The sequence below is a fragment of the Corynebacterium sp. 122RC1 genome (assembly GCF_024580955.1).
In the GTDB taxonomy this organism is placed as follows: Bacteria; Actinomycetota; Actinomycetes; order Mycobacteriales; family Mycobacteriaceae; genus Corynebacterium; species Corynebacterium kozikiae.
Genome location: NZ_JANIKD010000013.1, coordinates 15,071 through 39,428, shown reverse-complemented (window position 1 = coordinate 39,428; position 24,358 = coordinate 15,071). Strand labels below are relative to the sequence as shown.

Here is a 24,358-nt window from a genome sequence, read left to right as displayed (position 1 = left end):
ACATGAGCACCAATCTGAACTCGTACACCCACCCGGACTTCGGCAACCTGCGCACCATCGTCGACGGCGAGACCATCTACATCTGCGCGAAGGATGCCGCCATCGCGCTCGGATACAAGGATCCGGTTAACGCCATCAAGCAGCACTGCAAGGGGGTGGCGATTCACCACCCCCTTGAAACCCCAGGAGGTCTGCAAGAAGTCCGATTCATCAGCGAAGGCGACCTCTACCGACTGATCTTCTCCTCCCACCTTCCAGCCGCCCAGAAGTTTGAGTCCTGGGTGATGGACGAGGTTTTGCCCTCGATCCGCAAACACGGCCTGTACATCACCGACCGAGTGATCGAGGAGATCCGCACGAATCCGAAGGCTCTGCTTGCCATGCTGCAGTCCTACGTGGAGGAGAAGGAACGCAACGAAGCCCTAGCGGCAGAGAACCTCCAGCAAGCCCAGTTGCTGCTCGAGGCACGTCCAAAGGTCACCTACTACGACATGGTGCTGCAGTCCGAGAGCCTGCTGACCACCACTGAGATCGCGAAGGACTACGGGCTCACGGCCCGCAAGCTCAACAAGCTGCTCCATGAGCTGGGTGTGCAGTTTAAGCAGTCTGGCCGCTGGTTCCTCTACGCCGCCCACGCCGAGGCTGGCTACGCCCACTCAAAGACCTTCGTCTACGACGAGGAAACCGGCAAGACCAGCACCCACCTGTACTGGACCCAGAAGGGCCGCCTCTTCATCTACGACCTGCTCAAGCACGAGCGGGGTCTGCTCCCTCTGATCGAGCGCGGGGTGGCCCAGTGAACCCCACCGACTCGACGATCCCACGCCTAAACGCCTCGGGGTGCGCGGACCCGACCGTCTTTGAGGTGCTCAAACGTGAGCAGCGGCAGCGGTTCGGATACCGGCCCCTGGCCTACATCTGCAGCCCGTTCGCCGGGGACACCGAGGCCAACATTCGCTTGGCCCGCCGCATGTGCGCTGCCGCAGTGGCGCGCCGTCGCATCCCCATCGCGCCACACCTGCTCTTCCCACAGTTCATGGATGACACCAAGCCCGCCGAACGGGAACTCGCCATGTTCTTCAACCGCATCGTGCTGTCCAAGTGCGAGGAGGTGTGGGTGTACGCCCCGCGCATCAGCCCCGGCATGCGCACCGAGGCCTGCTGGGCCCGCCACCTCGACATCCCCATCCGCTTTCTCGATTCCGACTTCCGGGAGATCCAGCCATGACCACCTTCACCCTGTTCACCGCCACCACCAGCGGCCTGGCCTCGAACACCCACTACCCGAACAAGGCCACCATCACCGACGCCGCCGACCTGCAGGCGGCAGCACGGTTCGACCATGTTGCCGCCGAATACCAAGGCAATCAGCGCTCCACCCACGGGTTTGTCACCTCGGACTGCCTGGTGATGGACATCGACAACGACCACAGTGAGAACCCCGACGAGTGGGTGAGCCCGCAGCACCTGGCAGACCTGCTGGCGGATGTGGAGTTCATGACAGCCACGTCCCGCAACCACAACACCTCCAAGCATGGAACACCTGCTAGGCCCCGCTTCCACGTCTACCTGCCCATCAGTCCGGTTACCGACCCAGCGACCTACGCGGGGTTGAAAAAGTCCCTGGCTGATCGGTTCACCTTCTTCGACACTGGGGCGTTGGATGCGGCCCGATTCCTCTACGGACACCCCGCCCCGCAGGTGGAAGCCTTCACCGGCACCTTGCTGGTCGACGAGTGGCTCACCCGCCAAGCCGAGCAAGATGCGTTCGCCGCATTCGATGCTGCAACACTCGCTATCGGGGAGGGCAGCCGCAACGCCACCCTGTCCCGTTTCGCCGGCCGGGTGCTCATCCGCTACGGGGATACCGAGCAGGCCCGCACCCTCTTTGACCGCAAGGCCGCGCTGTGCGACCCGCCCCTGCCCACCGCGGAGCTGGAAGCGATCTGGCGGTCAGCGCTGAGGTTTGCTGGCCGGGTCGCGAAAGACCCCTCCTACGTCAAGCCCGCCGTCTACCAGGCGCTGACCTCACTCAAACCCGATGACTACACCGACGTGGGGCAAGCCGAAGCGTTAGCTACCGAGTACGCCGACAAGATCCGCTACTCCCTGTCCACCCACTGGCTGGTCTACGAGGGCGGGGTGTGGGTGGAAAACGACCTACTCGCCCAGGCTGTCGCCCAAGAGCTCACCACCCGCCAGCTCGACGAAGCACAAAACATGCTCGACCAGGCCCACACACTCATGGCTGACACCGGAGCCGCAGACACCATTGCTGCCGCCTCGTCGAAGACGAAAGGTGTCGCCTCACTCAGTGACGCCCAGCAGGTGGCGTATCAGCGGCTGCTGAAGGCCAGCGAGTATCACAAGTTCGTGCTCGGGCGGCGCCAGTCCCGCAATATCGCAGCCACCCTCAAAGAAGCCCAGCCGCTGCTTGAGGTGCGGGCCTCAGATCTGGACTGTGACCCGTACCTGCTGTGCACCCCGGGCGGCACCTACCAGCTCACCGAGGGCCTGGCCTCCAGGCGGGATAACCACCCGGCAGACCTCATCACCTTGCAGACCGCCACCAGCCCAGACACCCAGGGCGTGGACCTGTGGCGCCAAGCCCTCAAGGTTACCTTCCAAGGCGATGAGGACCTGATCGGCTATGTGCAGCGGGTGTGTGGCCTGGCAGCGATCGGCAAAGTCATGCTCGAGGCCCTCATCATCGCCTACGGGGATGGCCGCAACGGCAAATCCACGTTCTGGAACACCATCGCCCGCGTGCTTGGCACCTACTCCGGATCCATCAGTGCTGACACGCTCACTGTTGGGGTGCGACGCAACGTCAAACCAGAACTGGCCGAGGCCCGCGGCAAGCGCCTGCTCATCGCAGCAGAGACCGAGGAAGGCGTGAGGCTGTCAACCTCGAACGTCAAACAGCTGGCCTCCACCGACAAGATCGCCGCGGAGAAGAAGTTCAAAGACCCCTTCTCCTTCACCCCCTCCCACTCTCTCGTCCTGTACACCAATCACCTGCCCCGGGTGGGAGCAATGGATGCAGGCATCTGGCGCAGGCTGATCGTCATCCCGTTTACGGCCACCATCAGCGGGGATGCGGACGTGAAGAACTATGTCGACTACCTCTACGAGCATGCTGGCGGGGCGATCCTGGCCTGGGTGATGGAAGGCGCACGCCTCATCCACGAAGAGGACTACCACCTCGCTGCCCCGGCCGCGGTGGTGGAAGCCTCTGAGGCCTACCGGGAAGACAACGACTGGTTCTCACACTTCCTGGCCGATCAGTGCGTGGTCGAGAACGGTGCGGAAGCGAAAGCCGGTGAGCTCTACCAGGCCTACCGGGCCTGGTCGCTGTCCACAGCAGGGTGGGCGCGCCCCATGGTGGACTTCAACGCCGCCTGCGAGATGGCCGGGTTCGCCCGAAAGAAGACCCGGGCCGCGATCAAGGTCTATGGGCTGCGTCTGAAAGACGAGTTCGAGGAGTAAGTGCAGGGCGAGTGTGCAGAGGGGTGCAGACCATTTACCTATTTACCGCATGTGGGAAAAATGCATGTTGAATCTATATGTAAAAGGTAGTGTCTGCACCTGCACCCCTCTGCACATGGCCCTCGAAATGGAGGTTGCCATGGATGAGAAAACTGTTGAAAACACGCTGAAAAGAGCCATCGAAGCCGACGGTGGCATCTGCTGGAAGCTCGTCAGCCCCGGAGTGGATGGGGTCCCAGACCGGCTGTGCCTGAGGGCTGGACGGGTCGTGTTCGTGGAAGTCAAAGCCCCCGGCAAGAAACCCAGGCCACTACAGCAGCGTCGCATGAACCAGCTTCGGGCACAGGGCTTCACCTGCCTGGTCGTGGATGGGCCAGAGGGCATCCAGGAGGTGCGCCGTGCACTATCAGCCGCATAACTACCAGCACCAGGCCACGCGGTTTATTGAGGAGCACCCCCAGGCCGCAATCCTGCTCGGCATGGGGCTCGGCAAGACGATCATCACCCTGACCGCCATCTGGGGTCTCCTACTCGACACCTTCCAAGCCCGCAGGGTTCTGGTGGTTGCGCCACTGCGGGTGGCGCGGGATACCTGGCCAGCTGAAGTGCACAAGTGGGATCACCTGGAGGGGCTGACCGTTGCGGTCGCTGTCGGCACCCGCCAACAGCGGCTCGATGCGCTGGCTGCGCAGGCTATGGTGACGGTGATCAACCGGGAGAACATCGGCTGGCTGGTGAAAACCCTCGGTGGCCAGTGGCCGTTCGACATGGTCGTCATCGACGAACTCTCCAGCTTCAAGAACCACAAGGCAACCCGCTTCAAAGCCCTGAGCTCCGTCCGACCGCACATCCACCGGATCGTAGGACTTACCGGCACCCCAGCCGCCAACGGACTCGAAGATCTGTGGACCCAGTTCAAGCTGCTGGATGGCGGTGAGCGCCTTGGCCGCTACATCACCCGCTACCGGGAACGCTGGTTCACCCCAGACCGCCGCAACGGCATGCAGATCTTCTCCTACAAGCCCCGCCCCGGTGCCGAGGCCGAGATCTACGAAGCAATCAGCGACATCACCCTCTCAATGCGCACCACGGACTACCTGAACCTGCCCGAGCTCACCATCACCACCCACGAGGTTGAGCTGAGCTCCTCTGAGCGCAAGGTCTACGACCAGCTCGTGCGCGACATGGTCATCGACCTGGACGGGGCTGTGGTGGATGCCGCGAACGCCGCGGCTCTGTCTGGCAAGCTGCTGCAGCTGGCCACGGGGGCGGTCTACGACGAAACCGGCGAGACCGTCGTGGTGCATGGCCGAAAGCTTGACGCGTTAGAAGACCTCATCGAAGCAGCCAACGGGCAGAGCCTGCTGGTGGCCTACTGGCACAAACACGACGCCACCCGCATCCAAGCCCGCTTCCCACAGGCCCGGCTACTGCAGACCGCCGAGGACTTCCACGCCTGGAACGCCGGTGAGGTTCCGTTGGCACTGATCCACCCCGCCAGCGCGGGGCACGGCCTGAACCTCCAGACAGGTGGCCACCTCCTCATCTGGTTCAGCCTCACCTGGTCGCTGGAGCTCTACCAGCAGACCAACGCCAGGCTTCACCGGCAAGGCCAGACCCAGCCGGTCACCATCACCCACCTGGCCGCCAAGAACACCATCGACGAGCAAGTCCTCACCGCCCTTGCAGCCAAAGACACCACCCAAGCCCGCCTGATCGACGCAGTCGCAGCGACCCTGAACCCGGAAAGGAACTAACCATGCACGTGATGAGCAAATACCTGGACACCTACAAGGCCACCCTGGCAGCACTCGAAGACTACGCCTCGATGCAACACATCCTTGAGACCACCGACCAAGCCATCAAAGACACCTACGATCGGCTCACCACCGTGGGTTCGCAGCGCCTGGACGGGATGCCGCACGCACCCAACCCGCATGCGGGCGAGGATCGGATCGCCTCCACCTTGGATCGGGTGGATGCCTACCGGGAGCGCTACGCCCAGGCCCGGGAGTACATGGACTGGTTCCTACCCGCCTGGGGCGTGCTCAGCGAGGACGACCGGTTCGTCCTGGACACATTCTTCTTCGCCGCCGACGACATCTCGCAGGAGGACCGGGCACGGGCAGTAGCCGATCACTTCTACGTTGAACGGGAGACAGCGTTCCGGCGAAGGACAAAGGCGGTCCACCGGCTAGCAACGGCACTCTACGGGTAGGAGGTGATGCACCCAAGCGTTAGCGGGTATCCGAAACATGCCATGGTCTTCCCGTTTTCCCTCTGGCATCCTGTAATCAGTCGATAGTTGGGTCAAGGCCCCCACACCACACAGTGGCTTGTGCGGGGGCCTTGTCCGTGGCGCTTTACGCCTCAACCTCGAAGGCGTCGAGGAAATCGGTGATGGACTCCAGGTCCCAACCCCACTCGCCGCCGGCAACGAGACCGCGCGTCTGGGCTTCGACCAGCCAGTAGGAACTAAAGCGGGGATCAGTGGATGTGCGGGTGCGTGACTTGGTGAGCCTCAAGCCATGGTGTTGAGCACGGCGGCGAGCACGGGCTTCACGTCGGGTATCGGTCATGACGGTCCTCCACAGGTAGGCAGGCGACAGTAGTGAGGACGAATCGTCATTCGTCCCTCGCCACGCACTGATCGGCCGTCACCGATGCACGAATACTACAACCGCAAGGAGGATGGCCGTGCCGTTCAAGCCGAAGACTCCGTGCCGGCATCCCGGTTGTCCTGAGCTCACTCACGAGCGGTTCTGTCCCCGCCACGCCAAGGCTGAGGACGAGCGCTACCGGCGCTTCCAGCGTGACCCTGCAATCAACCGCCGCTACGGACACACCTGGCGCAAGATTCGTGCCCGCTACCTGGACGCCCACCCACTGTGCGAGGACTGCTTGGACGCAGGACGGACCACGCCAGCGGTGGAGGTTCACCACGTTGTGCCCCTCGGTCATGGTGGCAGCCATGATGCGTCGAACCTGCGGGCCTTGTGCAAGCCCTGCCACTCCCGCCAGTCAGCGCTGGATGGGGATCGGTGGCGGCGTGGCCCGAGGGTCTACAGCTACTGACTCCAGCGAGAGCGCACCCAAGCGTCAAACCGGCCTGTAAGCCCCACAGGCTGGCCGAGTCCTGCGGTGCCACTTTCGAGTGAAAACCGCGAGTTCGCCCCACAGCGGGGCACGCAGGCCCCCTAGGGGGCGTGAAATCTCTAGCCCGAGGCCCCTGAGGGAGCGGGCCTGGGGTGCCGCGCAGAAAAAGTCCGAATCAAACCCCCGATTGACCCAGCCCCGCGGAAAGGAGGCGAAAATCCGTGGCCAAAGACGGCACCAACCGTGGCGGCAGACGCGTGCGAGCAGGCGCGAAACCTGACCCACTCAAGGACAAGCTCGAGGCCGGTAAGCCCGCCTCCCGTCTCCTGGAACCCACAGACCTTGACCCCTTCGGCCTTGACGGCGCGGACGTGGGCGATGGTGCGGTGCTTGAGGGTGAGACCATGCCGGAGCCGTCGGCCTACCTGTCCGCCACCCAGCGTGATGGACAGCCGCTGCTGGCCGGTGAACTCTACCGGGAGACCTGGGCGTGGCTGGACGCCCGAGGGGTCGCCTCCTTCGTTAGCCCCAGGTTGATTGAGGCTTACGCGCAGGCGTTTGCCCGCTACATCCAGTGCGAGGAAGCGATCACCAAGTTCGGCCTGCTGGGTAAGCACCCCACCACGGGTGCGGCGATCGCCTCCCCGTTCGTGGCCATGAGCCAGAGCTTTAGCAAGCAGGCGAATGTGTACTGGTACGAGATCTACGAGATCGTGCGCGCCACCTCCACCCGCGAATACGCCGGCAGCTCGCCGGGTGATGACCTGATGGAACGCCTGCTGCAATCCCGCACCTAACCCACCACCACAAGCCCCTTGTTTCGCCCCACACCCGGTTCTCGGGTGGTGGGGCTTTGTTCATGCCCACCCCCTCTGAGTGAAGGAGTACCCCTATGGATATCCGTACCTGCGAGTCAACCTGTGTTGGCCACCCGGACAAGCTGTGCGACCTGATCGCCGACACCATCCTCGACGACCTCCTCTTCGACGACCCCAGCGCGCGCTGCGCAGTAGAGGTCATGGCCACCAAGGGCCGCATCATCGTTGCCGGTGAAATCACCTCCAGTGCGCGCGTGCGTGTACGTGAGAGTGTGCGCCGCGCCCTGATCCGCGCAGGCTACGCACCCTTTGGGTGGCGGGTGAATGTACATACACATTCCCAGTCCCCGGATATCGCCGCCGGCGTGAACACCTCCCTGGAGGCACGCGACGGTGAGGAGTCCGCCTACGTTGCCCTGGGGGCGGGTGATCAGGGAACCGTCTACGGCTACGCCACGCGTGAGACCACGCAGCGCCTGCCGCTGCCACTGGTTGTGGCCCACGATATTTGCCGCCGACTGGACAAGGCCCGTACTGAGGGCACCATCCGGGGTATCGGCTGCGACGGCAAGGCACAGGTTTCGCTTCGCTACGAGGACGGACAGGCCGTGGGCGTGGAAGCGGTGGTGGTCTCCATCCAACACGCCAAGGACACCAACCTGGAGGCACTGCGCCGCACAGTGCGCACCCAGGTCATCGCCCCAGCCCTGGCCAGCCACGACCTGCACATCGATGAGGACACTCTCGTGTTGGTCAACCCCGCCGGGCCCTTCACCCTGGGTGGCCCTGCAGCAGATACGGGGCTGAGTGGCCGCAAGCTTGCAGTCGACACCTACGGGGGCCTAGCACCCCATGGTGGTGGGGCGTTTAGTGGGAAGGACGCGACCAAGGTGGACCGCTCGGCCGCCTACATGGCGCGCCTGATCGCTCTGGCCATTATCGATGCTCGCCTGGCCGACGAGGCCGTCGTGGGGATCAGCTACGCGATCGGCAAGGCTGACCCGGTGGCGGTCACGGTGGACACCGGCGGCAGCGGCCGGGTGCCCGATGAGGTAATCGCGGATGCGGTGCGGGCGGTGTTTGACCTGCGCCCTGAAGCGATCATCGAGCTGCTTCGGCTTCGCCGCCCCGTCTTTGCTGAGCACTCCACCTACGGGCACTTCACCACCTCCTCGTGGTGGAACTCCCCGTACTCCTATGGATACAAGCTCAAGGAGGAGGTCAAGACCCGTGGATATGCGCCGGCTTACCCTTTCTGAGCTCACTCCTGCCGACTACAACCCCCGCAAAGACCTGAGGCCCGGAGACTCCGAGTACGAAAAGCTCAAGCGGTCGCTTGCCGAGTTCGGGTATGTGGAGCCGGTGATCTGGAACAAGACCACCGGACGAGTCGTGGGCGGCCACCAGCGCCTGAAGGTCCTCGCAGACCTTGGTTTCGAGCAGGTGGACTGCGTGGTGGTCGAGCTCGACGAGACCCGAGAGAAAGCTCTCAACATTGCGCTGAACAAGATCAGCGGCGACTGGGATGAGTCCAAGCTCGCCCTGCTGATCGCCGATTTGGACGCCAGCGATTTCGACGCCGAGCTCACCGGGTTTAACGAGGCAGAGATCCAAGCGATGATCGGCTCCCTGGATGAGGGCCAGGCCCACGACGATGGGTTTGACCTCGACGCAGCACTCGAGCAGGCTGCTTTCGTAGAAGCTGGGGATGTGTGGACTGTGGGTCGGCACCGGCTCATGTGCGCCGACGCCACCCAGAGCGCGAACCTCGAAGCCCTCATGGGAGGCAAGTCCGCGAACCTGCTGCTCACAGACCCGCCCTACAACGTCGATTTCCAAAGCTCGAAGGGCTTGTCGATCAAGAACGACAAGATGGACGCAGACGCCTTCTACCAGTTCCTCCTCGACTCCTTCACCGCGGCCGCAGGGGTGCTGGCACCAGGGGCGTCGGCTTACGTGTTCCACGCGGACACCGAGGGGCTGGCGTTTCGCCGCGCCTTCATCGATGCGGGCTTCAAGCTCTCAGGCTGCTGCATCTGGGTCAAAGACTCCCTGGTCCTGGGACGCTCCCCATACCAGTGGCAGCATGAGCCGTGCTTGTTCGGGTGGAAGAGCGGCGGCAAGCACGCCTGGTATGCCGATCGCAAGCAGACCACCATCTGGCAGTTCGCCAAGCCCAAACGCTCCAAGAACCACCCCACCTCTAAGCCGGTGGATCTGATGGCCTACCCGATGGGCAACTCCACCCAGCCAAACGCCATCGTGCTCGACCCATTCGCCGGATCTGGTTCCACTTTGATCGCTGCGGAGCAGACCGAGCGGGTTGCGTATTGCATGGAGCTCGACCCCAAGTACGCGTCGGTGATCCTTCGCCGCTACGTGGAGCACACCGGGGATGCCGCCGGGGTGTGGTGTGAGCGTGGCAGTTTCCTGGACCTGGTCAAACAGGTTGAGCACGCATCCTAGAGATCATCATCTCTGTGTGCTCTCAAGGCGGGTTTTTGCTTGATATGTAGGGCAAAGGTGAGCGTGTATAGACACGACAAACCCACACATTGGAGGACACCATGGATTACACGCTCACCCTGCCAGCCAGCATCCGCCGCACCGAGGTCGCAAAGCTCATCGCCCAGGCCACGGGGACTGAGGCTCGCTATTTGAAGGCACCGAGCATGGCCTACCAGATCGGCGAGTACCTGCTCACCCGTGATGCGCGCCTTGAAGGCCCCGAACTCACCGAACAGCTCCGTCAGGTGCTCGCCGGCCGCGGCATCACGATCACCGACCCTGCAGAGGAGGTGGGACTGGCGATCATGGTGCCAGCCGTAAGCCTTGGTGAGCGGGGCCGGGACAACCTCACAGCCCTCATGCGCGCCTACGGGCCACTGATCGCCAGAGCACTGAGCCTGCCGGCACCTGCCGGCGTGGAATACATCCGGCATGAGGATGCGGGCCTGGTGGCGCGCTTCGCCTGGTTTACCACCCTGCCGGATGCCGAGGTCGTATCCGCCTGTCAGGACTTCATTGCCGCACTGGTTGCGATGGCCAAGACTGCCCGGCGGGTGCGCGGGCGTGCCCCGCAAGATGACAATGACCGCTACGCCATGCGAACCTTCCTGAACCGGCTGGGCTTGACCGGGGATGAGCACAAGACCACAAGGCGGGTACTCACCCGACACCTGAGCGGCAACGGGGCCTGGGTGTTCGCCCGGGCTGCCGGATCCGGCTGCTGGGTGACAGTGACACGGAGGCGGGGCTGCGAGCTGGGATGGAAGGCGAAGTCATCGTGGTCGACTCCCTGGGCACGATCCACGTCGCCTGGGATGACGGCACCAGCCTGGGGCTCATCCCCGGAGTGGATCGCTACCAGGTGCTGGGCTGATACGCGCAGAGATGAGCATCTCTATTTTTCCCCGGAATACCAGGTAAAACGACTGGATATGTGGGCGGGGGTATGGCTGTATGTACATGCAAGAAAACACCAGCCAACCTGCGAAGGAAGCCCCGCAATGAACACCGAGATGCTTGCCGAGATGACCCGCCCGACCACCGAGAAGGCCCTGAAGAAGGCCACCCGCTTCCAGGGCAACATGATGCCGGTCGGTGAGTGGATCATTGCCACCCGCTGGGCCTGGAACTTCGAGCGCGAGGCGATGGGCTACCAGGCTTTCTGCTACCGCTACACCACCGCCGAGCGCGGCGAGACGGCCTCGATCCGCCTGGCGATCAGCTCGACTGAGGACCACGAGGATTTCACCAGCCAGGCTGAGGCCGGGGCCTGGGCGATGGGCATGATCCTCGCCGACTAAACCCGCCGCACCAGCACCTAGGAGACCGGCCCCCTGAGTGGGGCCGCACCTCGTACACGGGGGTGAGAACCAGGCGCACTCATAGAGATGATGATCTCTAGAAAACCTTGGATTATCAGGCAAAACTGGCTGGATAGTGTGCCGCTTCTATGGCTGTATGTACATGACAAAAACACCAGCAGCCACACCGGAAGGACAACGACAATGGCACGCACAACCACCCGCAAGACCACCAAGGCCGCGATCCGGGAGACCGACCTGACCGCCCTGCTCACCCAGATCGCCACCACCGAGCTGGTCGGGGTCGACACCCTGGAAACCCAAGGATCCGACAGCCTGGACTTCGTCGAGGTCAGCGTCTGGAGCCTCAAGGACGCCCTGACTGCCGCATTCATTGCCGGCCAGCAGGCAGCCGCCAGCGGGCAGACCGAGATCGCCTGGGAGGGCGGCGAGGTCGAGATCATCGAGTTCACCTCCGAGGGCAAGCACGCCACCGGGATCCGCCTGGCTAACGAGTGGGAGGCCAAGGCCTGGATCCGCGCCCACGAGAGTGAGGGCTGCTACGCCTTCCGCCCCGCCAAGCGCTAACCAGCCCAGGCTCCCCGGCCCCGCCACGGCGGGGCCACGCCTCGTACATGAGGTAAAACGAGGCCAGGCCATAGAGATGATGATCTCTAGAAAAACCGCGGAATATCAGGCAAAACGGCTGGATATGTCCGGGTGGGTATGGCTGTATGTACATGACCAAACAACCACCAAGAAACAACGAAGGAGCCAGGTCATGAACACCCTGAACACCACCGCCAAGGCCAACACCGCCGAACTGATCCGTCACGCAACGAAGCTGGGCTACACGGTCCACCGGATCAACACCGCCGACACCCACCGGCCAATCGAGGTCATCCCCACCGACCCGACCTCCTACATTCCCACCCTCTACTACACGGACGGCCAGTGGACGATCCAGACCACCAGCTTTGGGGCGCTGACCCCGATGCAGACCACCGAGCTGGTCATCGCCCTGAACAACGCTCAAACCATGATCCAAGCTCTCCAGGTAGCCCTGGCCGAACCCCTGGCCAACCGCAACGCCTAACCCGCACGCCTCGCGCCCCACGAGCCAACGCTCCTGGGGCGCTTGCTTGTACCCCGGAAGGGAGAACCACCATGACCAGCACCAGCACGGACGCTTACACACCGACCCGGTTCATGGATGAGGGCTCCCACTACGACAAGCGCAAAGCCGACTACGCGGTCGCCTTCATCCAAGCCTTGAAGCACACCAAGGGCCGCTGGGCAGGCAAGCCCTTTGAGCTGCTTGGCTGGCAGGAGCAGATTGTGCGGGACCTGTTCGGCACGGTAAAGCCTGACGGGTACCGGCAGTTCACTACCGCATATGTGGAAATCCCCAAGAAGCAAGGAAAAAGCGAGCTTGCTGCAGCTATCGCGCTGCTGCTGACCTGCGCGGATGGTGAGGAGCGTGCCGAGGTGTATGGGTGTGCGGCAGACCGCCAGCAAGCGAGCATCGTCTTCGAGGTTGCTGCCGACATGGTGCGGCTGTGTCCACCGCTGGCCAGACGGGTGAAAATCCTGGCCTCCCAGAAGCGCATCGTCTACACCCCAACGAACAGCTTCTACCAGGTGCTCTCTGCTGAGGCTTATTCCAAGCACGGCTTCAACATCTCCGGGGTCGTCTTCGATGAGCTGCACACCCAACCCAACCGGGCCCTGTTCGACGTCATGACCAAAGGATCCGGTGATGCCCGCACCCAGCCGCTGTACTTCCTGATCACCACAGCAGGAACCAACACCGCGTCGGTGTGTTTCGAGCAGCACCAGAAAGCCCGCGACATCCTGGACGGCAAAAAGAATGATCCAACGTTCTACCCGGTGATCTACGGGGCCGAGCCCGAGGATGACTGGCTGGACGAAGATGTGTGGCGTAAAGCCAACCCCAGCCTGGACATCACCGTCCCCATCGACAAAGTGCGGGCGGCCGCCCACTCAGCCCAGTTGAATCCGGCTGAGGAGAATGCCTTCCGCCAGCTGCGCCTCAACCAGTGGGTGAAACAGTCGATCCGGTGGATGCCCATGCACCTGTGGGACAAAGGCAACGCCCCTATCGACCTGGCCTCGCTTGACGGCAGGGTGTGTTACGCCGGCCTGGACCTGGCCTCCACGACCGACATCACCGCCCTCGTCCTCGTCTTCCCACCCCGGGACGAAGCGGAGCCGTATGTGGTAGTGCCACGCTTCTGGATCCCCGAAGACAACATCGAGCTTAGGGTGGGCCGTGACCACGTGCCCTACGACCAGTGGGAACGCGAAGGCCTGCTGCACACCACCGAAGGCAACGTCGTCCACTACGCAGCCATCGAAGCCTTTATCGAGGAACTCGGCACCCGCTACGACATTCGGGAGATCGCCTACGACCGTTGGGGCGCAGTGCAGATGAGCCAGAACCTCGATGCTCTGGGCTTCACCGTGGTGCCCTTCGGGCAAGGCTTCAAAGACATGAGCCCACCGAGCAAGGAGCTGATGAAGCTCGCCCTGGAAGGACGGATCCAGCATGGTGGGAACAAGGTGCTCGCGTGGATGGTCGACAACATTCACATCCGCACCGACCCTGCCGGCAACATCAAACCCGACAAGCAAAAGTCCACCGAGAAAATCGACGGCGTCGTCGCCCTCATCATGGCTCTAGACCGGGCCATTCGTAACAGCAACGCCGCGCCCGCGCACTCGGTCTACGACGAGCGAGGTTTGCTCGTGCTGTGAACCTCACCGGGTGCCAGGGCGTATGGAACGAGGCGATTGTCCACCGGAATCGGCACGTCGTGGATGGGAGTGGAGATGGTGGCGTCTCCGAAGTCATCTTCCTTCACTCGGACCCGGGTGGAGTTGACTTCAACGATGCGGACCCGTACCCAGAGTCCCGGTGTGACTTCCAGGGCATAAAGATCTGCCAGATAGGATAAGCCTTGGGCCTCGAGCTGGTTTTCGCACTCGTCCCAATCACCAGCAGCGCTCACTCGTCCGAGCAAGTCGATCGCTGTGCATGAGCCGTCCTCGTGGATGTCAATCCAGCCGAGAAGTTCACCATCCTCACGTCGGTGTTCAACCTTCATCGCGTTCCCTCTTATAGTTTCTGTTTTCGCCGAAAAGGTGTCGATATGTCAATTAAAGACTGGTTTACCCGACGTGCCCCGACCAACACGCAGCTCTCGTCTGGCTACTCGTTCCTGTTCGGCCCCACATCGGCTGGCCGTGCGGTCAATGAGCGTACCGCCATGCAGATGACCGCCGTCTACTCCTGTGTGCGGATTCTGGCTGAGGCCATCGCCGGCCTACCGTTGCACGTCTACCAAACCCGCACGGATGGCGGGAAGGAGAAGGCGGTTAGCCATCCGCTCTACCGCCTGTTGCACGATGAGCCGAACCCGGAGATGACAAGCTTCGTGTTCCGGGAAACCCTCATGACCCACCTGCTGTTGTGGGGTAACGCCTTTGCGCAGGTGATCCGCAACGGACGCGGCGAAGTCATCGGCCTGTACCCGCTGATGCCCAACCGGATGAGCGTGGGCCGGGATACTGCGGGCCGGCTCTACTACGAGTACCAGCGCACGAGCGAGGAACCACCGAGGGCCGAATACGAGCGCGTCGTACTCCCACCCTCTGAGGTGTTGCACATTCCGGGGTTGGGGTTTGACGGCCTCGTTGGGTATTCCCCGATTGCGATGGCGAAAAACGCGATCGGCATGGCCCAAGCCTGCGAAGACTACGGAGCATCCTTCTTCGCTAACGGTGCCGCACCCGGCGGGGTACTCGAACATCCCGGCACGATCAAAGACCCGAGCCGTGTGCGGGAATCCTGGACCGCCACGTTCGGTGGAGCGCGCAACGGTAACAAGATCGCGGTGTTAGAGGAGGGCATGAAGTACACGCCCATCTCGGTCAGCCCTGAGCAGGCTCAGTTTTTGCAGACCCGCAAGTTCCAGATGGGTGAGATCGCCCGGATCTTCCGCATCCCGCCGCACATGATCGGCGATCTCGACAAGTCCAGCTTCTCGAACATCGAGCAGCAGTCCCTCGAGTTCGTCAAATACACCCTCGACCCGTGGGTGATCCGTTGGGAACAAGCCCTCACCAAAACCCTGCTGGATCCTCGCGATACCGGCGTGTTCGTGAAGTTCAACCTCGAGGGCCTGCTGCGCGGTGACTACGCGTCGCGTATGCAGGGATATGCGGTAGCCCGGCAGAACGGGTGGATGAGCGCCAACGACATCCGCGAGCTGGAAAACCTCGACCGCATCAAACCCGAGGATGGCGGGGACTTGTACCTGGTCAACGGCAACATGCTGCCGCTGTCCCTGGCCGGGGCGTATGCCACCACACAACCCACACCTACGACTGAGGAGGACACCAATGACCCAGCCCAAAGCATCCGTCAGAGAGGAGGCAGACTATGACGGTTAACCGTTTTTGGAACTGGGAGCAGCCCCCAGCCGATCCGCCCGGTGTAGAGGAGTCCTCGCACCGGGTTTTGCGTATTGGCGGCGTCATCGCGGCCGACTCCTGGTTCGACGATGATGTCACGCCCGGCATTTTCCGCTCCGAGCTGGAAGCAGGAGCAGGCCCGATCCAGGTGTGGATCAACTCCCCGGGTGGGGATTGCGTGGCGGCGGCCGAGATCTACACGATGCTCATGGACTACCCGTATCCGGTCACCGTGATCATCGACGCCCTAGCTGCATCGGCCGCGTCCGTGATTGCGATGGCTGGTAGCGAGGTGCTGATCTCCCCGGTGGGGATGATGATGATCCACAACCCCGCCACCCTGGCCACCGGAGACGCCGCCGAACTCACCCGCGCGGTGGAGATGCTGGGTGCGGTCAAGGAATCCATCATCAACGCCTACGAGCTACGCACCGGCATGCAGAGGGCCAAGCTTGCCCGGCTGATGGATGAGGAAACCTGGATGGACGCAAAAGCCGCCATCAATCTCGGTTTCGCTGACGGCCTCTACCAACCCAGCGAACCCACGCAGGCGTTCACGCCACCCGGCCCCGCCGAGCCTGCCGCTGTTGACCCCGTACCCGACAACCTGGGTGCGGGGTTCACCTTTAGCGCCGCAGCAACCACCGCCGCGTTGGTGAACAAGATCAACCACCACCAACCCGCTGTACCTGAACGTCTGGGTCGGCGGATTACCGACCTGTACGCCGCCCTGGCCAACCAACCCCACTAATTCCGTCTTGAAAGGAACACTGATCATGACCATGACCACCACTGACCTCTACGCCCGTCGCGCTGCAGCGTGGGAGGCTGCGAAGGCTTTCCTCGATGAGCGCCGCGATGCTGAAACCGGATGCCTCACCGCCGAGGACGATGCTCAGTACGCCCGTATGGAGGCAGAGATCGAGGACCTCACCCGGGAGATTGCCCGCAATGAGCGCGCCGAAGCACTCGATAACCAGCTCGCCCGCGCAACCCGCCCGCCGCTGACCGCCCGGCCTGGCATGAACACTGCCGTTTTCCACACCGACGAGGGCGAACCGGCGGGTCGTGCTTCTGCCACCTACAAGCGGGCGTTTTGGGACGCGATGCGCCTGAACCACTCACCGGCAGAGGTGCGAAACGCCCTGTCCGTCGGCACGGACACGGAGGGCGGCTATCTCGTGCCTGATGAGTTCGAACGCACCCTGGTCGACACCCTGGCCGATCAGAACATCATGCGCACCCTGGCCAAGGTCATCACCACCACCAGCGGGGACCGCAAGATCCCGGTGGTCGCCACCCACGGCAGCGCGGCGTGGCTGGATGAGGGCAAGCCCTACACCGAGTCCGATGACACCTTCAACCAGGTCACCCTCTCTGCGTTCAAGCTCGGCACCTTCCTCAAGGTCAGCGAAGAGCTGCTCAACGACTCCGCATTCGACATCGAGGCCTATCTCGCCTCCGAGTTTGCTCGCCGTATGGGTGCCGCCGAAGAGGAAGCCTTCATCAACGGTGACGGCTCGGGTAAGCCCACCGGTGTCTTCCACGCCACCTCCGGTGCGCAGTCCACGGTGACCACGGCGAAGGCAACCGACATTACGGCGGATGATCTCATCGACCTGCATTACGCGTTGCGGGCCCCGTACCGCAAGAACGCGGTGTGGCTGATGAACGACGCCACCGTCAAGACCGTGCGCAAGCTCAAGGACACCACCGGCCAGTACCTGTGGCAGCCAGCCCTGACCGCAGGAGAGCCGGACACTATCCTTGGCCGCCCGGTACACACATCCACGTTCGTTCCCGAAATCAAGGCCGGGGCGCGCACCGTCGCCTTCGGTGACCTGTCCTATTACTGGATCGCCGACCGGGTGGGACGCTCCTTCAAGCGGCTCAACGAGTTGTTTGCCACCACCGGGCAGGTTGGGTTCCTGGCCTCCCAGCGCCTCGACGGCAAGCTGATTGTCCCCGAGGCCGTGCAGGTCCTCACCCAGAAGGCCAGCGCCTAAACCCGACTAGCGATAAGGAGGTGGCGGATGTCCACAGCAGAACTCACCGCACTGGTGAAAGCGAATCTGCAGGTTGACTTCGAGGCCGATGATGAGCTGATCGCACACTTGGTGGACGCCGCCACCTCCTACGCCGCGTCTTTTCAGCACTTGCCGGACGGCTTCTACGCCACCCACGCGATGAGCCCGGCCACCACCCAGGGCGTGGTCATGCTGGCAACCCACATGTATGAGGCACGCGATGGTGCAACCGGAGGGTTTTGGGCAGACAAAACCGACGCCGCCCGCGCCGCCTGGGAAGCGATCCACCGGTTGTTGGTGATGGACCGGGAATGGAAGGTGTGATCCTCATGGGTCTTGGTCAGATGCGGCATGCCATCGACATCGTCGCCCTGAGCCACACGAGGGATAGAGCCGGGTTCGACATCGTGGCCGAGAACGTTGTGGCCACAGTGCGAGCAGAGGTGGAGCACCGCCACGCCAGCTCAGCGTGGGTTAACCGTGCGGCCTACACGAAAGCCACCGCGATCTTCCGCATCCGCACCCACCCCGCAATCACTGTGGATGAGTCGATGGTGATCGCCGCGGCCGATGGGCGCTGGGTCATCGACACTGTCGAACAGGTCGGCCGCTACACCGTGATCGAAGCACACCAACATTCACCCGAAGGTGAACAACGTGACTGATTGACCTGCGGGGCGCTGATTATTGACTAAGTCCTGAGGTGCAGGCGCAGGCTTTGCCGCGTAAGGCTTCGATTCCTTCTCGGAGTGCAAGTAGGGCGATGAATAGACCGATTACGGGGTCAAGCCACCACCAGCCCCACAGTGCGTTGCTTACCAGCCCCAATAGGAGTGCTAAGGACATGACTGCACATAGCAGCACTTGTTTGGAATCGGCTACTACGGAGGCGGATCCGAGTTCCTGCCCCGTTCGTCGTTGTATGAGGGACACGGTGGGCATGATGATGACGGAGAGGATTGCGATCACGATCCCCGCTAAGGAAGGAGCTGCTTTATGTCCTTCAATCATGGTGAGTATTGATTCGGTACCGACGTAGGCGGCCAAGATAAAGAAGGCTCCGGCTATGAGACCTAGTGCTTTGCGCTCGTATGCCTCGGGATTTGCGTGACGGAACTGCCAAATAATGACCAGTCCGGACAGGACTTCGACGGCGGAGTCAAGGCCGAACCCGACCAAGGCGATCGAGCCTGCTACTAAACCGGAAGCAATCGAGATCACTCCTTCGGCGACGTTGTAGAGCACTAGACCTTGGGCAAGGGTTTTAGCACGCCTGTTCAGTATTGTTCGCCTTTGCGGGCTGAGAGCCGGCCCGTTCGAATCCTTTGTGTTAGTGGTGCATTCTCTGCAGCAATCGGTTGTTGTGTCGGTAACGTTCACTGTTCCTCCTTGGTTGTGTTGCGTAGGGCCTCGATACCGTGACGTGGACACAAAGTCACCGCCTGGCCTGTTGCAGATAACAGGTCTTGTGCTGCAACTAGAAGGGCCATCGTCTTCTGGGGGTGGGTGAGTGAATACATGGAGGAGCGACCCACCGCACGCCGCTGAATAACCCCGCAATCCAGCAGACACGCCAAGTGTCCTGACACGGTGGTTTGCGCCAACCCCAGATGAGCAGTGAGTTGCTTGACGTTGTGCTCACCGTTGAAGAGATGTTGAACGATACGCATTCGCGAGATATCTGAAAATCCATGGAAAAGGCACGCCGCACGGGTGGCTGACTCCTTGTCAGCCAGTGTCTCTTCATCAATCATCGTCGTTCCACCGCCTGAAATATCGCTTCTCATGGTTATAAACGTGATGTACCGATATTAGCAGGTTTGGCGGTTTAAGCAAAGGCTTACGGTCGGCGCCGTATTCACAAGAAGGAGTTAGGTAATGGCTAGGGCAACCGTGAAACTTCCCACCGCTGTGCTCGATGAGCTCACGGCGGCAGGAGCACACCTCGATGAGCATGCCGAAGCAGCCCTGAAAGCCGCCGGCAGTGTGGTTGAGCCGGTCATGCGCGCCAACCTCACAGCATCCATCACCGGTAGGTACTCCACCGGCCAGCTTGTCGCAGCCCTGGGCCTAACCCCGGTGAAGACGGATCGGGCGGGAAACCACAACGTGAAAGTCGGCTTCGATGAGCCCCGCCAAGACGGGAGCTCAAACGCGAAGATCGCGACCATCCTCGAATACGGCTCCACCCGCCAGGTAGCCCGTCCGTTTCTTACCCGCACCCGCCGCACCACCCGCGCCCCAGCCCTGGAGGCCATGAAACGAGTGTTGACAGAGCGCCTCCCGAAAGGCAGCACATGAGCGAGAGCATCCCGCTGCTGGAACACCTCACCACCACCTGCGAGAAGCTCGGCTTGCCGGTGCGGGTGGGCCTGTTTACCGAAACCCCGCTGCCGGAAGCGTTCGTGGTGCTCACCCCACTAGTCGACACCCTGGCCCTGTACGGGGATAACACCCCAGGGGCCCAGATCGAAGAAGCACGCCTGTCCTTGTATGCGCGGGGCAACTACCTGCCGCTTCGCGACCAGCTCACCGCCGCGCTACTGGCTGGTGGTGTCACGATCACGGCCCGTTCCTATATCGGGTTCGAGGACGAGACCAGCTACCACCACTACGCCATCGACACCCAAACCCACCACACGCTCTAACGAAAGGAAACCCCCATCATGGCAACCATCGGACTCGACTCCCTCTACTACGCCACCATCACGGAAAACCCCTCTACCGGTGAGGAAACCTACGGCACGCCTAAGCAGCTGGCCAAGGCCATCAGCGCGGAGGTGTCCATCGAAGTCGCAGAAGCAATCCTGTATGCCGATGACGGACCTGCAGAGGTCGTCAAAGAGTTCAAATCCGGCACCCTGACCCTGGGTGTGGATGACATCAGTGCCGAGGTTGCCGCCGACCTGGTCGGCGCCATCATCGATAAGAACAAGGTGCTGGTCTCCACATCCGAAGATGGCGGGGCGCCGGTTGCGATCGGGTTCCGTGCCCGCAAGGCGAATGGCACCTACCGGTACTTCTGGCTCTATAAGGTCCGCTTTGCCGTTCCCACCGGGTCGCTTACCACCAAGGGCGATTCGATTGAGTTTTCCACCCCGGAGATCGAGGGAACGATCCTGCGCCGCACCAAGCCCGACCCCTCAGGCAAGCACCCGTGGAAGGTGGAAACCACCGAAGGCGAGGCCGCAAAGACCATCACGGACGCCTGGTTTAGCACCGTGTATGAGCCGGCCTACACCACAACCACCACGACCACTGGCTCTGGCAACTAAGGAGAACACGCATGGCAACCAAGAAGAAGAACCCCACCAGCGTGCTGCCCGAAGGCCCGGGACACTCCGCGTTCATCCGCCTGGGCGGACGAGACCTAGAGCTGGTGCTCACCACCCGCGCCACCCGCGAGATCGCCTCCCGCTATGGTGGGCTCGAGCAGCTTGGCGACAAGCTGGAATCCTCCAATGATCTGGGTGATCAGATCGGTGAAATCTGCTGGCTGATCGCCCTGCTGGCCAACCAATCCGTCCTCATCCACAACCTGTATGCCAACGGGGATGAGTGGCCGCAGATCACCGCTGAGGAGGTTGAGCTGCTCACCGTGCCCGGGGAGCTCGCCGACTACAAGGACGCGATCACCGCAGCCTTGGAGGCAGGCATGCGCCGTGAGGTTGCCTCCCCAAAAGCCTGAGTAGCACACCCACAGGTAGTAGCTGGGCCGAGACCCTCACGAGACTGACCTATCTGGCCCACCGCTACCTGCACCTGGACCGCTGGCAGACAGCACTGCTCCCACTAGGCGTGCTACTGGACCTGGTCGAATGCCACTGGCAACACGAACAACCCAGCCGCACCAGCGCTGAGCCCACCATCGACGACATCATCCCGCCAGGCATCTAAGCCCCGCACCCAACCTTGCCCGGGTGCGGGGCTTAGTCCTATGCGCTACCCAGACAAGGAGACCACCTATGGCTGACTCAACGTTTGGTCTCAAGATTGGCCTGGAGGGTGAGCGGGAGTTCAAGAAAGCGATCGCGGACATCAACCGTGAGATGCGGGTGCTTGGCTCAGAGATGAAGGTGGTGGCCTCCCAGTTCGGGAAAAACGCCACCGACGCTGACGCCCTGACCGCCCGCAACCAGGTGCTGGGCAAAGAGATCGAGGCCCAACGCTCCAAAATCCAGGCTCTCAAGGCCGCACTGGATAACGCGTCGGCCTCCTTCGGCCAGTCCGATAGTAGGACGCAGAATTGGCGGATCCAGCTCAATAATGCCACCGCCACGCTCAACGACATGGAGCGCGAACTCTCCGAGAACACTACTAAGATCGACCAGCTCACCACCGCTGCGGGCACCTCGGAGGGTGAGCTCAAGGATGCGGCCAGTGGTGCGGACAAGCTCTCCCGAGAGGTCAATGAACTTAGCGGCGAGCTCGACGACACCTCCGGTAAGACCCGCATCTTCGGTGATGTCCTCAAAGCCAATCTTGCTGCTGAGGCGATCATCGGCGGGGTCAAGGCTATTGGCGGGGCGATCGCGGGGATTGGTCGTGGGTTTGCCCAGGCCATGAAGGACGGTGTTGCCTACAACGCCTCGATGGAGCAGTACACCACGAGCTTTACCACCATGCTGGGCGACCAGGCCAAGGCCCAGCAGCTGGTCAACGACCTGAAGGTCACGGCCGCGAAGACTCCGTTTGGGATGGAGGATCTAGCCAAAAACACCCAAACGTTGATGGCGTTCGGCATCAGCGCGGATGAGGCAAAGCTGCGGCTTGGCCAGCTGGGTGACATCTCTCAGGGGGATGCCCAAAAGCTCGAATCTTTGACCCTCGCCTTCGCACAGGTGTCTTCTGCCGGGAAGCTCTCCGGCCAGGATCTGCTGCAGATGATCAACGCCGGGTTCAACCCCCTGCAGGAAATGAGCAAGAAGACCGGCAAGAGTGTCGGTGAGCTTAAAGAGGAGATGGAAAAAGGCGCGATCAGCGCCGACATGGTCGCTGACGCCTTCGCCTCGGCGACAGCGGAGGGCGGCCAGTTCTATGGGGCGATGGAAGCCCAGTCCAAGACCTTCTCCGGGCAGGTCTCGACCTTGCAGGACGGGGTCGCGGGTCTCAAGGGCGCGCTGGCTGGTGGCCTGTCATCCATGCTTGCCTCGACCGCACTGCCGGCGGTGAACTCCTGGGTAGACGCTTTGACTGCTGGGTTTGAATCCGGTGGTGTAACAGGCCTACTCCAGGCTCTGAGCACGGTGGTGGAGCAGGCGGCCCAGTTCCTGGCGACCGAGGTTCCCAAGATCGGGGTGGAGCTACTCAAAACCTTGGACACTATCGTCCAATCCCTCTCCACCATGGGGCCTGGTATCGCCACCTTGGCCTCCACCGTTGTCACCACCGTGATCGGCGGAATCTTGAACCTGCTTCCGGGCCTGCTTGATGTGGGGGTGCAGATCCTCACCGCCCTCATCGACGGTATCGGCCAGGGCCTACCTGGTCTGCTGGTCGGCATGGCCGAGGTCCTTGCCGCGATGGTGCAGGTGCTGGCAGACAACCTGCCGATGATCCTTGCCGCAGCCCTGCAGCTGATCACGGGCCTGGCCCAGGGGTTGATCCAAGCCCTGCCGGTACTCATTGAGGCACTACCGCAGATTATTCAGGCACTGGTGGACTTCATCATCGCCGCGATCCCCATGATCATCGACGCCGGCATCCAGCTGCTGACCAGCATTGTGACGGCGCTACCGACGATCATTGAGGCCATCGTGACGGCCCTGCCGCAGATCATCACCAGCATCGTGACAGGACTGCTCACCGCGATTCCGCAGCTCATCGACGCCGGTATCCAGCTGCTGACCGCCCTGATTGGGGCGCTGCCGCAGACCATTCAGACCCTGGTGGCCGCGATGCCAACCATCATCGCCGCCGTCATCAGCGCGCTGCTGGCAGCACTGCCACAGCTCGTCGACGCTGGTATCCGCCTGCTGACCTCGCTGATCACGGCGTTGCCGCAGATTATCGGCACGATCGTGGGTGCGCTTCCGCAGATTATCTCTGCAATCGTGGGCGGCCTGGCCTCCGGCTACGGGCAGCTCGCGGACGTGGGAATGAACCTGGTGCGCGGCCTATGGAACGGTATCCAGTCGCTTGCCGGCTGGTTGTGGAACAAGGTCGCCTCCTGGTGTGCCTCGATCTGGGATGGAATCACCGACTACTTCGGGATCCACTCACCCTCACGGCAGATGGCCTGGGTGGGTGACATGCTCACCCGAGGCCTTGCCGGAGGGATTACTGCTACCGGGGCGCGTGCGGTGGATGCAGCCCAGGCCATGGCAGGAGACGTCACCGACACCCTTGCTGGCCTTGCCAGCGGGGTAAGCATCCCTGTTGCCATAACACCAGGTGGAACCCCTACATCAGCGTCTATCAGTGGGCTTGCCGCTTCTGGCTCTATGGGTGGCGTGGATGTGGCTGCCGTTGCCACCCAGGCTGCCAGGGCGGTCATCGACCGGCTCGATATCCAGGTGCGCCTGTCCGACGGAACTTTGGTGGGCCGCCTGGCCCCCCTGATGGATCGGGCGATCGCAGGCCGCGCACGCGCCACCAGCCTGCTCCCCGCATAAAGGAGGAC

29 protein-coding genes are annotated in these 24,358 nt (G+C 62.4%); 25 read left to right on the top strand and 4 right to left on the bottom strand.

What is annotated here, in order from left to right:
* Positions 1 to 2: 2 nt before the first annotated feature.
* From NQ050_RS07585 to NQ050_RS07560, 6 genes are all read left to right on the top strand, one after another.
* Positions 3 to 800, top strand: a complete 798-nt coding sequence (locus NQ050_RS07585; protein WP_053793944.1) for a phage antirepressor KilAC domain-containing protein — start codon at positions 3 to 5, stop codon at positions 798 to 800.
* On the top strand, positions 797 to 1,228 hold the full coding sequence (locus NQ050_RS07580; RefSeq protein ID WP_053793943.1) for a DUF4406 domain-containing protein: 432 nt from the start codon (positions 797 to 799) through the stop codon (positions 1,226 to 1,228). Before NQ050_RS07585 ends, NQ050_RS07580 begins: the two co-directional genes overlap by 4 nt.
* Complete coding sequence (locus NQ050_RS07575) at positions 1,225 to 3,489, top strand: phage/plasmid primase, P4 family (protein ID WP_257038685.1); 2,265 nt, start codon at positions 1,225 to 1,227, stop codon at positions 3,487 to 3,489. Before NQ050_RS07580 ends, NQ050_RS07575 begins: the two co-directional genes overlap by 4 nt.
* A 139-nt stretch (positions 3,490 to 3,628) precedes the next feature.
* Entirely contained in the window at positions 3,629 to 3,907 is a 279-nt protein-coding gene (locus NQ050_RS07570) for a VRR-NUC domain-containing protein (RefSeq protein WP_053794063.1), read from the top strand.
* The gene (locus NQ050_RS07565; RefSeq protein ID WP_053793941.1) at positions 3,888 to 5,246 is read left to right on the top strand and encodes a DEAD/DEAH box helicase; all 1,359 of its coding nucleotides are present in this window, start codon (positions 3,888 to 3,890) and stop codon (positions 5,244 to 5,246) included. The genes NQ050_RS07570 and NQ050_RS07565 overlap by 20 nt, the downstream gene beginning before the upstream one ends.
* Positions 5,247 to 5,248: 2 nt before the next feature.
* Positions 5,249 to 5,707, top strand: a complete 459-nt coding sequence (locus NQ050_RS07560) for a hypothetical protein (RefSeq protein ID WP_053793940.1) — start codon at positions 5,249 to 5,251, stop codon at positions 5,705 to 5,707.
* A 145-nt stretch (positions 5,708 to 5,852) separates the two neighbouring features.
* Here NQ050_RS07560 and NQ050_RS07555 read toward each other — a convergent pair whose 3' ends face one another.
* Complete coding sequence (locus NQ050_RS07555; RefSeq protein ID WP_053793939.1) at positions 5,853 to 6,068, bottom strand: hypothetical protein; 216 nt, start codon at positions 6,066 to 6,068, stop codon at positions 5,853 to 5,855.
* A gap of 118 nt (positions 6,069 to 6,186) precedes the next feature.
* Here NQ050_RS07555 and NQ050_RS07550 point away from each other — a divergent pair, with 118 nt between their 5' ends.
* The 9 genes from NQ050_RS07550 to NQ050_RS07510 all read left to right on the top strand — a co-directional run bounded on the left by NQ050_RS07550 (position 6,187) and on the right by NQ050_RS07510 (position 13,990).
* Entirely contained in the window at positions 6,187 to 6,564 is a 378-nt protein-coding gene (locus NQ050_RS07550; RefSeq protein ID WP_080999286.1) for an HNH endonuclease, read from the top strand.
* 242 nt (positions 6,565 to 6,806) lie between these two features.
* Complete coding sequence (locus NQ050_RS07545) at positions 6,807 to 7,382, top strand: P27 family phage terminase small subunit (RefSeq protein ID WP_053793938.1); 576 nt, start codon at positions 6,807 to 6,809, stop codon at positions 7,380 to 7,382.
* 95 nt (positions 7,383 to 7,477) lie between these two features.
* A complete protein-coding gene (metK, locus tag NQ050_RS07540) occupies positions 7,478 to 8,662 on the top strand; it encodes a methionine adenosyltransferase (protein ID WP_053793937.1) in 1,185 nt (394 codons plus the stop codon).
* Positions 8,640 to 9,869: a site-specific DNA-methyltransferase gene (locus NQ050_RS07535; protein WP_257038683.1), complete on the top strand. Its 1,230-nt coding sequence runs from the start codon at positions 8,640 to 8,642 to the stop codon at positions 9,867 to 9,869. The genes metK and NQ050_RS07535 overlap by 23 nt, the downstream gene beginning before the upstream one ends.
* Before the next feature lie 802 nt (positions 9,870 to 10,671).
* Positions 10,672 to 10,785, top strand: a complete 114-nt coding sequence (locus NQ050_RS07530) for a DUF4314 domain-containing protein (protein ID WP_257038682.1) — start codon at positions 10,672 to 10,674, stop codon at positions 10,783 to 10,785.
* Positions 10,786 to 10,843: 58 nt separating this feature from the next.
* On the top strand, positions 10,844 to 11,212 hold the full coding sequence (locus NQ050_RS07525) for a hypothetical protein (RefSeq protein WP_306428553.1): 369 nt from the start codon (positions 10,844 to 10,846) through the stop codon (positions 11,210 to 11,212).
* 204 nt (positions 11,213 to 11,416) lie between these two features.
* Complete coding sequence (locus NQ050_RS07520; protein WP_053793933.1) at positions 11,417 to 11,800, top strand: hypothetical protein; 384 nt, start codon at positions 11,417 to 11,419, stop codon at positions 11,798 to 11,800.
* A gap of 193 nt (positions 11,801 to 11,993) precedes the next feature.
* A complete protein-coding gene (locus tag NQ050_RS07515) occupies positions 11,994 to 12,308 on the top strand; it encodes a hypothetical protein (RefSeq protein WP_053793932.1) in 315 nt (104 codons plus the stop codon).
* Positions 12,309 to 12,379: 71 nt separating this feature from the next.
* Positions 12,380 to 13,990, top strand: a complete 1,611-nt coding sequence (locus NQ050_RS07510) for a terminase large subunit (protein WP_257038681.1) — start codon at positions 12,380 to 12,382, stop codon at positions 13,988 to 13,990.
* Here the strand turns inward: NQ050_RS07510 and NQ050_RS07505 are convergent.
* Positions 13,960 to 14,340, bottom strand: coding sequence for a hypothetical protein (locus NQ050_RS07505; RefSeq protein ID WP_053793930.1), 381 nt, complete (start codon positions 14,338 to 14,340; stop codon positions 13,960 to 13,962). The genes NQ050_RS07510 and NQ050_RS07505 overlap by 31 nt on opposite strands.
* 45 nt (positions 14,341 to 14,385) lie before the next feature.
* On the opposite strand from NQ050_RS07505, the gene NQ050_RS07500 reads away from it, so the two are divergent.
* The 5 genes from NQ050_RS07500 to NQ050_RS07480 are packed head-to-tail and all read left to right on the top strand — an operon-like array spanning position 14,386 to position 18,401.
* Positions 14,386 to 15,681 carry a phage portal protein gene (locus NQ050_RS07500; protein WP_053793929.1) on the top strand — a complete coding sequence of 432 codons (1,296 nt, stop codon included), beginning with the start codon at positions 14,386 to 14,388 and terminating at the stop codon, positions 15,679 to 15,681.
* A complete protein-coding gene (locus NQ050_RS07495) occupies positions 15,678 to 16,460 on the top strand; it encodes a head maturation protease, ClpP-related (RefSeq protein WP_053793928.1) in 783 nt (260 codons plus the stop codon). The genes NQ050_RS07500 and NQ050_RS07495 overlap by 4 nt, the downstream gene beginning before the upstream one ends.
* A gap of 31 nt (positions 16,461 to 16,491) precedes the next feature.
* Positions 16,492 to 17,715 (top strand): phage major capsid protein, encoded by a 1,224-nt coding sequence (locus NQ050_RS07490; protein ID WP_196332753.1) that lies wholly within the window; start codon positions 16,492 to 16,494, stop codon positions 17,713 to 17,715.
* Positions 17,716 to 17,742: 27 nt separating this feature from the next.
* The gene (locus NQ050_RS07485; RefSeq protein WP_053793927.1) at positions 17,743 to 18,060 is read left to right on the top strand and encodes a head-tail connector protein; all 318 of its coding nucleotides are present in this window, start codon (positions 17,743 to 17,745) and stop codon (positions 18,058 to 18,060) included.
* Positions 18,048 to 18,401 (top strand): head-tail adaptor protein, encoded by a 354-nt coding sequence (locus tag NQ050_RS07480; RefSeq protein WP_053793926.1) that lies wholly within the window; start codon positions 18,048 to 18,050, stop codon positions 18,399 to 18,401. Before NQ050_RS07485 ends, NQ050_RS07480 begins: the two co-directional genes overlap by 13 nt.
* Positions 18,402 to 18,420: 19 nt before the next feature.
* Here NQ050_RS07480 and NQ050_RS07475 read toward each other — a convergent pair whose 3' ends face one another.
* On the bottom strand, positions 18,421 to 18,981 hold the full coding sequence (locus tag NQ050_RS07475) for a cation diffusion facilitator family transporter (RefSeq protein WP_206168099.1): 561 nt from the start codon (positions 18,979 to 18,981) through the stop codon (positions 18,421 to 18,423).
* Positions 18,982 to 19,112: 131 nt separating this feature from the next.
* Entirely contained in the window at positions 19,113 to 19,490 is a 378-nt protein-coding gene (locus NQ050_RS07470; RefSeq protein WP_053793925.1) for a helix-turn-helix transcriptional regulator, read from the bottom strand.
* A gap of 124 nt (positions 19,491 to 19,614) precedes the next feature.
* Between NQ050_RS07470 and NQ050_RS07465 the strand changes: the two genes are divergently transcribed.
* The 5 genes from NQ050_RS07465 (at position 19,615) to NQ050_RS07445 (ending at position 24,350) form a co-directional block, all read left to right on the top strand.
* On the top strand, positions 19,615 to 20,037 hold the full coding sequence (locus NQ050_RS07465; protein ID WP_053793924.1) for a hypothetical protein: 423 nt from the start codon (positions 19,615 to 19,617) through the stop codon (positions 20,035 to 20,037).
* A complete protein-coding gene (locus NQ050_RS07460; RefSeq protein WP_053793923.1) occupies positions 20,034 to 20,384 on the top strand; it encodes a hypothetical protein in 351 nt (116 codons plus the stop codon). Before NQ050_RS07465 ends, NQ050_RS07460 begins: the two co-directional genes overlap by 4 nt.
* Positions 20,385 to 20,402: 18 nt before the next feature.
* Entirely contained in the window at positions 20,403 to 21,011 is a 609-nt protein-coding gene (locus NQ050_RS07455) for a major tail protein (RefSeq protein WP_053793922.1), read from the top strand.
* 11 nt (positions 21,012 to 21,022) lie between these two features.
* A complete protein-coding gene (locus NQ050_RS07450) occupies positions 21,023 to 21,424 on the top strand; it encodes a hypothetical protein (RefSeq protein ID WP_053793921.1) in 402 nt (133 codons plus the stop codon).
* A gap of 277 nt (positions 21,425 to 21,701) precedes the next feature.
* The gene (locus NQ050_RS07445) at positions 21,702 to 24,350 is read left to right on the top strand and encodes a tape measure protein (protein WP_053793920.1); all 2,649 of its coding nucleotides are present in this window, start codon (positions 21,702 to 21,704) and stop codon (positions 24,348 to 24,350) included.
* The last annotated feature ends 8 nt before the right edge of the window (positions 24,351 to 24,358 follow it).

Excerpts from the sequence above, each read along its gene's own strand:
- NQ050_RS07585 (WP_053793944.1), top strand. The coding sequence starts at position 3 with ATGAGCACCAATCTGAACTCGTACACCCACCCGGACTTCGGCAACCTG.
- NQ050_RS07575 (WP_257038685.1), top strand. The coding sequence starts at position 1,225 with ATGACCACCTTCACCCTGTTCACCGCCACCACCAGCGGCCTGGCCTCG.
- NQ050_RS07570 (WP_053794063.1), top strand. The coding sequence starts at position 3,629 with ATGGATGAGAAAACTGTTGAAAACACGCTGAAAAGAGCCATCGAAGCC.
- NQ050_RS07560 (WP_053793940.1), top strand. The coding sequence starts at position 5,249 with ATGCACGTGATGAGCAAATACCTGGACACCTACAAGGCCACCCTGGCA.
- NQ050_RS07555 (WP_053793939.1), bottom strand. The coding sequence starts at position 6,068 with ATGACCGATACCCGACGTGAAGCCCGTGCTCGCCGCCGTGCTCAACAC.
- metK (WP_053793937.1), top strand. The coding sequence starts at position 7,478 with ATGGATATCCGTACCTGCGAGTCAACCTGTGTTGGCCACCCGGACAAG.
- NQ050_RS07535 (WP_257038683.1), top strand. The coding sequence starts at position 8,640 with ATGCGCCGGCTTACCCTTTCTGAGCTCACTCCTGCCGACTACAACCCC.
- NQ050_RS07530 (WP_257038682.1), top strand. The coding sequence starts at position 10,672 with ATGGAAGGCGAAGTCATCGTGGTCGACTCCCTGGGCACGATCCACGTC.
- NQ050_RS07525 (WP_306428553.1), top strand. The coding sequence starts at position 10,844 with ATGTGGGCGGGGGTATGGCTGTATGTACATGCAAGAAAACACCAGCCA.
- NQ050_RS07520 (WP_053793933.1), top strand. The coding sequence starts at position 11,417 with ATGGCACGCACAACCACCCGCAAGACCACCAAGGCCGCGATCCGGGAG.
- NQ050_RS07515 (WP_053793932.1), top strand. The coding sequence starts at position 11,994 with ATGAACACCCTGAACACCACCGCCAAGGCCAACACCGCCGAACTGATC.
- NQ050_RS07510 (WP_257038681.1), top strand. The coding sequence starts at position 12,380 with ATGACCAGCACCAGCACGGACGCTTACACACCGACCCGGTTCATGGAT.
- NQ050_RS07505 (WP_053793930.1), bottom strand. The coding sequence starts at position 14,340 with ATGAAGGTTGAACACCGACGTGAGGATGGTGAACTTCTCGGCTGGATT.
- NQ050_RS07500 (WP_053793929.1), top strand. The coding sequence starts at position 14,386 with ATGTCAATTAAAGACTGGTTTACCCGACGTGCCCCGACCAACACGCAG.
- NQ050_RS07495 (WP_053793928.1), top strand. The coding sequence starts at position 15,678 with ATGACGGTTAACCGTTTTTGGAACTGGGAGCAGCCCCCAGCCGATCCG.
- NQ050_RS07490 (WP_196332753.1), top strand. The coding sequence starts at position 16,492 with ATGACCACCACTGACCTCTACGCCCGTCGCGCTGCAGCGTGGGAGGCT.
- NQ050_RS07485 (WP_053793927.1), top strand. The coding sequence starts at position 17,743 with ATGTCCACAGCAGAACTCACCGCACTGGTGAAAGCGAATCTGCAGGTT.
- NQ050_RS07480 (WP_053793926.1), top strand. The coding sequence starts at position 18,048 with ATGGAAGGTGTGATCCTCATGGGTCTTGGTCAGATGCGGCATGCCATC.
- NQ050_RS07470 (WP_053793925.1), bottom strand. The coding sequence starts at position 19,490 with ATGATTGATGAAGAGACACTGGCTGACAAGGAGTCAGCCACCCGTGCG.
- NQ050_RS07465 (WP_053793924.1), top strand. The coding sequence starts at position 19,615 with ATGGCTAGGGCAACCGTGAAACTTCCCACCGCTGTGCTCGATGAGCTC.
- NQ050_RS07460 (WP_053793923.1), top strand. The coding sequence starts at position 20,034 with ATGAGCGAGAGCATCCCGCTGCTGGAACACCTCACCACCACCTGCGAG.
- NQ050_RS07455 (WP_053793922.1), top strand. The coding sequence starts at position 20,403 with ATGGCAACCATCGGACTCGACTCCCTCTACTACGCCACCATCACGGAA.
- NQ050_RS07450 (WP_053793921.1), top strand. The coding sequence starts at position 21,023 with ATGGCAACCAAGAAGAAGAACCCCACCAGCGTGCTGCCCGAAGGCCCG.
- NQ050_RS07445 (WP_053793920.1), top strand. The coding sequence starts at position 21,702 with ATGGCTGACTCAACGTTTGGTCTCAAGATTGGCCTGGAGGGTGAGCGG.